The organism is Hyella patelloides LEGE 07179 (genome assembly GCF_900659865.1).
Classification (GTDB): domain Bacteria; phylum Cyanobacteriota; class Cyanobacteriia; order Cyanobacteriales; family Xenococcaceae; genus Hyella; species Hyella patelloides.
In genome coordinates, this window is the sequence record NZ_LR214051.1 from 1 (window position 1) to 8,964 (window position 8,964).

Annotated in this window: 6 protein-coding genes; 2 read left to right on the plus strand and 4 right to left on the minus strand. The window is 35.2% G+C overall.

Translation table 11 applies throughout. From position 1 onward, the window contains the following. Window positions 1–511: 511 nt before the first annotated feature. The 3 genes from H1P_RS28025 to H1P_RS28035 all read right to left on the minus strand — a co-directional run bounded on the left by H1P_RS28025 (window position 512) and on the right by H1P_RS28035 (window position 4,265). Window positions 512–1,288, minus strand: a complete 777-nt coding sequence (locus H1P_RS28025; RefSeq protein ID WP_144873937.1) for an RNA polymerase sigma factor SigF — start codon at window positions 1,286–1,288, stop codon at window positions 512–514. Window positions 1,289–1,687: 399 nt separating this feature from the next. Next, entirely contained in the window at window positions 1,688–2,518 is an 831-nt protein-coding gene (psbO, locus tag H1P_RS28030) for a photosystem II manganese-stabilizing polypeptide (protein WP_144873948.1), read from the minus strand. Window positions 2,519–2,897: 379 nt separating this feature from the next. Beyond that, the gene (locus tag H1P_RS28035) at window positions 2,898–4,265 is read right to left on the minus strand and encodes an NAD-dependent succinate-semialdehyde dehydrogenase (RefSeq protein WP_144873939.1); all 1,368 of its coding nucleotides are present in this window, start codon (window positions 4,263–4,265) and stop codon (window positions 2,898–2,900) included. Between the two features lie 257 nt (window positions 4,266–4,522). Between H1P_RS28035 and H1P_RS28040 the strand changes: the two genes are divergently transcribed. Then, a complete protein-coding gene (locus H1P_RS28040) occupies window positions 4,523–5,968 on the plus strand; it encodes a sensor domain-containing diguanylate cyclase (protein ID WP_144873941.1) in 1,446 nt (481 codons plus the stop codon). Between the two features lie 26 nt (window positions 5,969–5,994). Here the strand turns inward: H1P_RS28040 and H1P_RS28045 are convergent, their stop codons facing one another. Then, window positions 5,995–7,803 (minus strand): sensor histidine kinase, encoded by a 1,809-nt coding sequence (locus tag H1P_RS28045; RefSeq protein WP_144873943.1) that lies wholly within the window; start codon window positions 7,801–7,803, stop codon window positions 5,995–5,997. Window positions 7,804–7,836: 33 nt separating this feature from the next. Between H1P_RS28045 and H1P_RS28050 the strand changes: the two genes are divergently transcribed. Continuing rightward, window positions 7,837–8,964: FAD-dependent oxidoreductase (locus H1P_RS28050; RefSeq protein ID WP_144873945.1), on the plus strand; the 1,128-nt coding region annotated here is incomplete at its 3' end.

Sequence of the window (8,964 nt, forward strand, 5' to 3'; positions counted from 1 at the left end):
CTCTCTTGATTGAGAGACTTGAAGTAGTCTTCATTCATCTGTGCCAAGTCATCTTTATCTAATCCAGCCATAATTCATAGCATACATCAATTCGCTGTTCTGAGAATTATTTGACTTCGATTTCTGGTTTTTTAGGGGGGGGAATGAACGATTACGGTCAATAGTTATTGGTCTAGAGAAGATGTTTAATAAGGTGTCAATTACCCCACCCACAAGGGGTCCAATAAACTAGTACAAAGTAGGACAGACTTGGACAAAATTCCCCTATTTTAGAGCTAAAAAACAGTATTAAAGTACTGAATTTTGGGGGAATTTTGTCCGCAAAGGCAAAAAACTATCGGCTCACAACCCTTACACTATGGAAGTCTGTCCTACTTTGTCTATGTTTTCCTTCGGGGAATGCGGTTTTCTCGCTCGCGCTATAAAAAAAAGATAGGGATGAACAGCAGGTGTTCACCCTTATAACTAGATGTGTTATGTATTAACACTTATTTGCAAAACAAGTTTACTGTTAGCCTTCCTCTTTACCCATCGACTCTTGTAAAACATTTAAGCCTTTTTTAAGCTGACGAGATACGGTAACTACGCTAATACCCAATCGTTGAGCAGTTTCTTTTTGAGTTAAGTCCTGAAGGAAAACAAACTCTAACACGTTGCGAGTTCGCTCTTCTAGTTGACCTAAAGCTTGCTGTAGACGGAAACGATCTTCTCTAGCTAGTTGGAAGCTACGATGTTTAGGATCGGCAACTAAATCGCAAAGGCTAGTTTGGCTCTCGTTATCGTTATTAACGGAAACATCCAAGCTGAGGGGTCTTCTATTTTGGTAGGCTAGCTTAATGTCTTGCCATTCTTTCAGCGAAACTTGAAGATGTTGAGCAATTTCTAATTCTGTGGGTTGGCGGTTATTGTCAGTGCGAAATTTTCTAATAAAAGAAACTGATTGCTGTCTTAATTCGAGCCATCGTCTAGGAATACGTAAGGTACAGCTTTTATCTCGTAAATAGTGCTGAATTTCGCCTCTGATGTAGGGAATAGCAAAAGAACTAAAAGCACTTCCTTTTTCGACATTAAAGCGTTCAATTGCTCTAATTAAGCCTAAAGAACCTACTTGAAGTAAATCGTCATAGGTTTCGTTGCATTGATTAAGCCAGTGATTAGCTTCTCTTTTGACCAAACCAAAATTCAATTCTACAATCTGATTCCGTAAGCGAGTGTTAGGCTTTTTCTGATATTGCTGGAACAAATGTAGGCTATTTATTTTAATATCTTTAGCAATGCAAGATGCCATGTTTAAGATCCTTCTATTCAAGAGCAAATTTTAGTGAATTAATAAATTTAAATATTTTTTAAAAAGTATTTTTGAGAAAATGTTTTTTGCTTTCACTAAATACAGCTTATTATTTACTCTCTTGTAGAGACAACAGCATTTATACTATTCTTTTATTATTAAGTTTGTATTAATAAAACCTCTCCTATACTTATGTTTTTTAAAGCTTGAGTAGAAATACTGATCGATATTAAGACCTTAGTAGTAATTTTATAATTCACCAATTTCATTAATTCATTGGATGATATCCTTGCTGAAAGAAATTACAGTTTACTCAGTATTTTAAGGCATAAAAAATGGGGCTAATTGCCCCAATAGAAATTTAGTTGTTACAACTAATAACTGAATAAGTTTAAGTCTTTATACCGCAGGTTCTACTCTGGCGTAGAAAATGCCACGAACTTTGACTTCTTCTGGCTCTTCTGCACCTAAGTCAGTAGCAGAGGGCTGTTCACTTTCAAATACTCCTGCAATTTCTCCAGTGTCAGGGTCTACTTTGGTGACATTTAATGCCATGTGACCATTGCGAGCCACAAATTCTTTGACGTTAGCACGACTGAAGTCAGTATCATCTGCTCTAGCAGGTAAAGCTACTGCGTTATCATAACCACTAGCAACACTACGACCTTTAGGATCGAGGAATACTTGTCCGCGATAGGAAGGAACACGAAATTCTCCTTCAAAGTCAGTAGATGCATTGATAGAAGTTTGACCAGGTTGGGTACTAGCTACTAAATTCTTGAGAGTGAAGAGGAAGGGTACTTCTTCGCCACCAGGAAGTAATACTGTAACTGCTTGGAAGTCAATTCCATCAGTCTCAGTAAAAGTTAGAGTTCCATCTTCGCTAGGTACAACTTCACCACGAATTTGCTCCAAACTAGAAGTGTATCTGGTTAATAATTTACCCTCAATAAATTCTGCTTTTTGACGTTTATTTACAGGTTCTTCTTTAACAAAGTATTGTTTAGGCTCAAGACACAAGTCTTTAATAACATATTTGGTATCTGGATCTATGTTAATAGAGCCACGGCTGATTTCAGGAATATCTAAACAGGAGTTGGCAATACCAGTATTCAGAATGTCATCATAAGTAAGATCTCTCTTATCGACATCAGTGGAACTACTACTACAAGCAGTTAAAAATCCTAAGCACAATGCGAGGAAAAAACTAATTACGGTGCGATATCTCATGGTTAATCTCATTTTGTCAATTTTAAATTTAAGAAGTGGCATCAAACTAGAAGTCTATCCAGGACAATTTTCTCACGAGTTTAAACATCTTGTATAACTTGTTACTAGAATTAAACCCAAACTAGGTGGGTTTATGAACTTTGCTTTACAAGTGACGGCGAAATGCGGTCATTAGATAACGGAGCTTTTTCTACAATGAGCGCCAAATAGTAGAAAAAACAAATTGTTCTATCAGCGATCAGACTGAGAAACCTCAGTAAGGGAACACTAAAGTTTGACGAGTTTAGCCTTTTATCGATGGTATCTACTCTATCAAATAGAGGCGATCTATCTATAGTTCATAAAAATTCTTCTTAATTAATCGTATTAAGGTATTTATTTATTTAATCCAGACTGTTTTGATATTGACGAATTCTTTAATCCCTAGCTCTCCTAATTCTCTACCATAACCAGAGCGTTTAATACCTCCAAAGGGTAGGCGAGGATCTGATTTGACCATACCATTAATAAATACTGCTCCTGCTGCAATTTCTGTAATTAGGCGTTGTTGTTTGGTGGGGTCGTTTGTCCAAGCACTAGCACCTAAACCAAAAGGAATGTTATTGGCTAAAGCGATCGCTGTTTCGAGATCTGGTACTCTAAATAGCATGGCTACAGGACCAAAAAATTCTTCTTGAGCAGTGGGAGATTGCGGATTAATCTCAGTCAAAATAGTGGGCAGATAATAGTTACCAGGATTTTCTGTTAGAGATTTTCCTCCCAGTAATACTTTTGCGCCTTGTTGAACTGCTTTTTGTACTTGTTGGTCTAATTCTTCACAAATTGTGGCTGTGGCTAAAGGGCCAATATCTGTGTCTTCTGCCATCGGATCGCCTATTTTGAGAGCTTTAAATTTAGTGGTTAGTAATTCTTCAAAGCGATCGCCTATACTATCAATAACAATAAATCTTTTGGCTGCAATACAGGATTGACCATTATTAAGCATCCTAGCTTTGACTGCTGTGCTAACTGCTTCTTCTATGTTGGCACTTTCTAGCACAATAAAGGGGTCACTTCCTCCTAGTTCGAGGACAGTTTTTTTGAGATTTTTGCCTGCGGTGGCTGCTAAACTAGCTCCTGCGGGTTCACTTCCTGTGAGGGTAGCTGCTTTAACTCGGTCGTCTTCAACGATGGCTGCTACTTGACTAGCACTGATTAACAGGGTTTGAAATGCACCAGGAGGAAAACCTGCTTCTTGGATGATTTTTTCGATAGCTAAGGCGCATTGGGGGACATTAGAAGCGTGTTTCAAAATCCCCACATTTCCTGCCATTAACGCGGGTGCTGCAAAGCGAAATACTTGCCAAAAGGGAAAATTCCAGGGCATTACTGCTAAAATAACTCCTAGGGGTTGATAGGCAATGTAGCTTTTAGTCGCATCACTATCAATTATTTTATCTGCTAAGAATTCAGGTGCTTTTTCTGCATAAAAACGACAAACAAGGGCGCATTTCTGAACTTCTGCGATCGCGCTTTGATAGGGTTTACCCATCTCTAAGGTCATAATCTGGGCAAATTGGTGTTGCTCTCTTTCTAAAATCGCTGCTGCATTATTCAGCCATTGGCTTCGTTGCTCAAAGCTAGTGTCGCGGTATTTTTGGTAAGTAGTTTCGGCTAAAGCCAGTTTAGCTGCAATTTCTTCTTGAGTTAATGCGGTGAAAGTGGCTAAAGTTTCTCCTGTAGCAGGATTGATTGTTGCGATTGCCATGATGAACCCTTTTCCCTAATGCTCTCTTACTTCTAGACTATCTGCGATCGCTGATAAAGTGAGTGATTCTTATTAAAACTATAAGAAAGTAATTACTCAGCAAAATTAGCTAAAAATACTGTATTCTATTCGATTAAATTGCCAATAGTCAAAGTTTTTACGGATAAGTATTTAATTTATTGTTAATTTCTGAGAAAATTTTGGGCAATATATGTGTAGAGAGTTTAAATTACAAATAATAAAGTAAAGGCAAGGTCGTGTTTACTCGTCTGAGGCAATTTCTCCACATAAATATTCGTAGCGTGCAGTTAAATCGCTTTTCATCATTCCAGGCTGCTATTTTAGTTTTTCTGATTTCATTGTTAAGTACGACAGTTGTTGTGTGGCGATGGGAACAATATAGAATTACTACAGAACGTTCTCGTATTTCTAATATCGCTTATGACTACGCTAATAATATTCAGCGTAGTGTGGAAAGCACCTTGTCTGTAACCTATGCTCTTTCAGCTTTGGTTCATGAGTATCAAGGGATAATTCCTAATTTTAAAACTGTTGCTCAAGATTTATTGCCGTTGTATCCTGGGGCTGATGCTTTGGCACTATTACCAGGTGGTGTAGTTGAAGAAATAATTACTTTGGAAAATAATGACGTTGCGATTAATTACAATCAACTAGAGGATTTACATCAAACAAAAGAAGCTGCTATTGCCAAATATAAAGAGCAACTTACTTTAACAGTATCTTTTACTTCAAGAAAAAACTTTTCTGATGCTATAGGATACTTACCAATTTTTTTAGAAAATGACCAAAGAAAACCAGAATTTTGGGGATTCACCACAGTTAAGATTCATTTTCCTGAAGTTCTCAAAGACATACATTTAGAAAAATTAGAAGATCGAGGTTTAGCTTATCAACTGTGGCGTATTCATCCTGAAACACAACAAAAACAAATTATTGCTAGCTCTTCTGTTTCTATTATTAATAATCCTGTCGAGCAAGTATTGAATATTTCTGATGCTAATTGGATATTAAGTTTAACTCCTATAGTTGGATGGAATCAACCCTCTAGACTATATTTTAATTTTCTTTGGGGTTTATCTTTTAGCTTAATGTTAGCTACATTGGTTAAATTATTTTTTGATTCTAAAGTTCATGCTTTTGAATTAGAGAAAATAGCTTATTTTGATTCTCTTACTGGTTTACCTAATCGTCGTTTACTACTTTATCATCTCGAACAAATTATTGCCCATACACAAAGAAGTAATACAAAAGCTGCAATCTGCTATCTTGATTTAGATAATTTTAAAGCAATTAACGATCATTTTGGATACAAAGCAGGAGATTATTTATTGGTAAGAATTGCCAAACGTTTACAAAAATTTCTACGATTAGAGGATGTAATTGCTCGTGTTAGTGGAGACGAATTTGTGATTGTACTCAAGGACTTATCTCATATTGAAGAAGTAGAACTGATCTTAGAAAGAATTATGGAAGCTGTAACTACTCCTATGGTTTTTGATTCTAAAGATATACTTGTCTCTGCTAGTATTGGAGTCACAATATATCCTCAAGATAATAGCAGCATTAATACTTTATTGAATCATGCAGATCGAGCAATGTATTACTCTAAGAAAAATAGAAAAGGAAGCTACACGCTATTTTGTGAGCTAGAACAAACTATTTCTCAGTCTCCATCACAGTAATGTTAATTGACTTTTTGCTACTTAAATTACTTTTTACTTAAAGCATCATCAGTTAATTCTAAGATTGAGTCATAGCGAAAATTATCAATCAAATCCATCAGAGCTTTTTTTAAATCTTGGTCTTGATTGGGGATTCTTTCTAAAACCGCAAAAATTAAATCATTGTCTACTTTAATTGTAGAATCTTGTAATTCTAAAAGCCATTCTTGAGGCATAACTGTTAGTTTTTTCCTAGTTAGATCGTAGCTAGAACCAGAGTCATAGAAAAACTGTGATTCCATAGAATCTGCTTCTAATGACTCGAATTCTGAATCATAAGAAGGCGGTAAATTTAAATCAGTGACATCAATTTCTGTAATGGGAATTGAAAATCTAATTACTGTTCCTTGATTAACTTCTGATTTGATAGCAATTTCTCCTCCCATTAATTGAATTAACTGTCTGCTCATAGGTAAACCTAAACCCATTCCCTCAGAGGTTTTACTTCCACTTTCGGTTTGAGCAAAAGCCACAAATAAATTATCAATTTCTTCTGGTGAAATCCCTCTACCTGTATCTTTTATTTTAAAGTACAAATTGTGAGTTGAATTATTAGATTCATCAGTTTTATGTTTAACTGTTAATGACACTGAGCCTTGTTTGGTAAATTTAATACTATTATCTAGTAAATTAGCAATAACTTGACGTAGCTTATCTTCATCATTTTCTAAGTATTTGGGTACAGTATCATCAATATTAAATACTAAATTAATATTTTTTTCTTGAGCCTTAAAACTAAACATTTGTTCTAAAGATTTTAAAAAATTATAAAACTCAAATTTACTAATATTTAAGCTAGTTTTTCCTGTTTCAATTTTGGTTATTTCTAAAACATCATTAATCAAACCGAGTAGATGTAAACTATTTTGTTCGATTATATTTAAGCTTTCTATTTGATCTGTAGTAGTACCCGAATCCTGTTGCATCAATTGAGTAAAGCCAATAATTCCATTTAAGGGAGTTTTTAATTCATGGCTCATTTTTCCGAGAAATCTACTTTTAGCTTTTTCTGCAATTAATGCTTCATCCATTACTTTTTCTAGATTGCTGATAGTGTATTGGAATTGAGATGCCATACTATTTAAAGCGTCCCCTAACTCACCAATTTCATCTTGTCTTTCTAGAGTTATTCTTTGCTCTAAATTACCAACAGCAAATTCTTTGGCTAACTGTTTAATTTTTTTGAGAGGAAGTAAAATTTGATTGTTAAAAATAATTAATGTCAAGGTAGCAAATAAAATACTTACTAAAATTGCATAAGCAAAATCAAGAAGACTTAAGATATTTAATTCTCGTTTTAGGTTAAGTACCGAATAAGCTAATCTAACTTCTCCTAAATTGCGATTGCCCATTTTGACAGGCTGACTAACTTCTATAATTGTGCGATCTGTTTTAATTGTATTAATTAAATCTTGAGCAGATTCTAAAGATTTTTTAGAGTTTAATACATTTTGATTAACAATAATATTTTCTTGTATATGATGAGCCAGAATTTCTTGATTACGATTTACAAATAAACTATAAACAACATCTCGATCTTTAATGCTATGTCGAGATAAATCTCTTAATGTAATTAAATCAGATCTTAAAAAGGCATTTTGAGCTACGGTACTTAAGAAAATAGCCTCTGTCTCAACTTTTTCTGCAAGGCGTTCGGCTTCTTGTCGATAAAGACGCTTATTTTGAATTCCGCTAATAATTAACTGAATTACCATTAAAAAAATAGTCGCAATACTCAAATAGCGAAAAGCAATGCTATTTTGGTATTTCTGGTGTAATTTATGTCTGTTTAGCATCTTAATTATCAGCAATAATACTCAATTGAGATCATGAAAAAAATCACCGCAGATGTTTTAGTCGTTGGTGGTGGTGCTGGTGGAGTTACCGCAGCCATTCAAGCATCTCGTTGTGGAGTCAAAACCATTTTAGCCACAGAATTTCCTTGGTTGGGAGGAATGCTTACTTCCGCAGGAGTCGCAGCACCCGATGGTAATGAATTAGCACCGTGGCATACTGGATTATGGGGTGCATATCTCAAAGAGCTACAACGAAGACAAGGTAAAGGTTTGGATAATGGTTGGGTAAGTTTATTTACTTATCATCCTGGTTGTGGTGCCAAGATTTTTGCTGATTGGGTAGCACAAATACCTAATTTAAATTGGATTAAAAATTGTAAACCAAAATCTGTAATTAAGCATGGTACTTCCATCATAGGAGTGAAGTTTGAAAGTTTCTTAGTAGAAGCAAAAATTACTATTGACGCTACAGAATTAGGCGATTTATTAGCTTTAGCGGAGATTCCTTATCTTTGGGGATGGGAATCTTTTGAGCAGTTTAATGAGCCTAGTTTGCCAGAAAAGAAACAAGGAAATAATCAGCAACCAGAAGCAGATTTTAATTTATCTGATTTAATCGAAGAATATCCAGTACAAGCTCCTACTTGGGTGTTTGTGTTACAAGACTATGGCGGGGAAGAAAATTCCGCTATTATTCCCTCTGTTAACTATCCAGTTACGAAATCACAGTTTATAGGTGCTTGGGATAACTATGGGGGAAAACAATTTTTAGACTATGGCAAATTAACTAATAATCTTTATATGATAAATTGGCCGATCGCTGGTAATGATTATGGTGTAAATTTAGATCGGCTTATTGCGTCAGAAGAAGCTGCTCAACAATGGCTGACAGAGGCTTATGAACATAGTTATGATTTTGCCCATTATATTCAATCAGAGTTAGGACAAAATTATGGTTTAGCTAGTAACATTTTTCCCCAGCAAGTCAATAATCTGTTACCCAGTATCGATACGGCTTTTGCTTTACACCCTTACTATCGGGAAAGTCGCAGATTACAAGGAAAAACTACAGTTACAGAACATGATATCTTACCTATAGCTAATGGTTGTGTTGCATCATTACCGATAAATGAAGCAGGAGAAGTTGATACAATTGCGATC

Bases quoted from the DNA above. Each gene is read 5' to 3' on its own strand.
- H1P_RS28045 (WP_144873943.1), bottom strand. From the start codon at position 7,803: ATGCTAAACAGACATAAATTACACCAGAAATACCAAAATAGCATTGCT.
- psbO (WP_144873948.1), bottom strand. From the start codon at position 2,518: ATGAGATATCGCACCGTAATTAGTTTTTTCCTCGCATTGTGCTTAGGA.
- H1P_RS28035 (WP_144873939.1), bottom strand. From the start codon at position 4,265: ATGGCAATCGCAACAATCAATCCTGCTACAGGAGAAACTTTAGCCACT.
- H1P_RS28025 (WP_144873937.1), bottom strand. From the start codon at position 1,288: ATGGCATCTTGCATTGCTAAAGATATTAAAATAAATAGCCTACATTTG.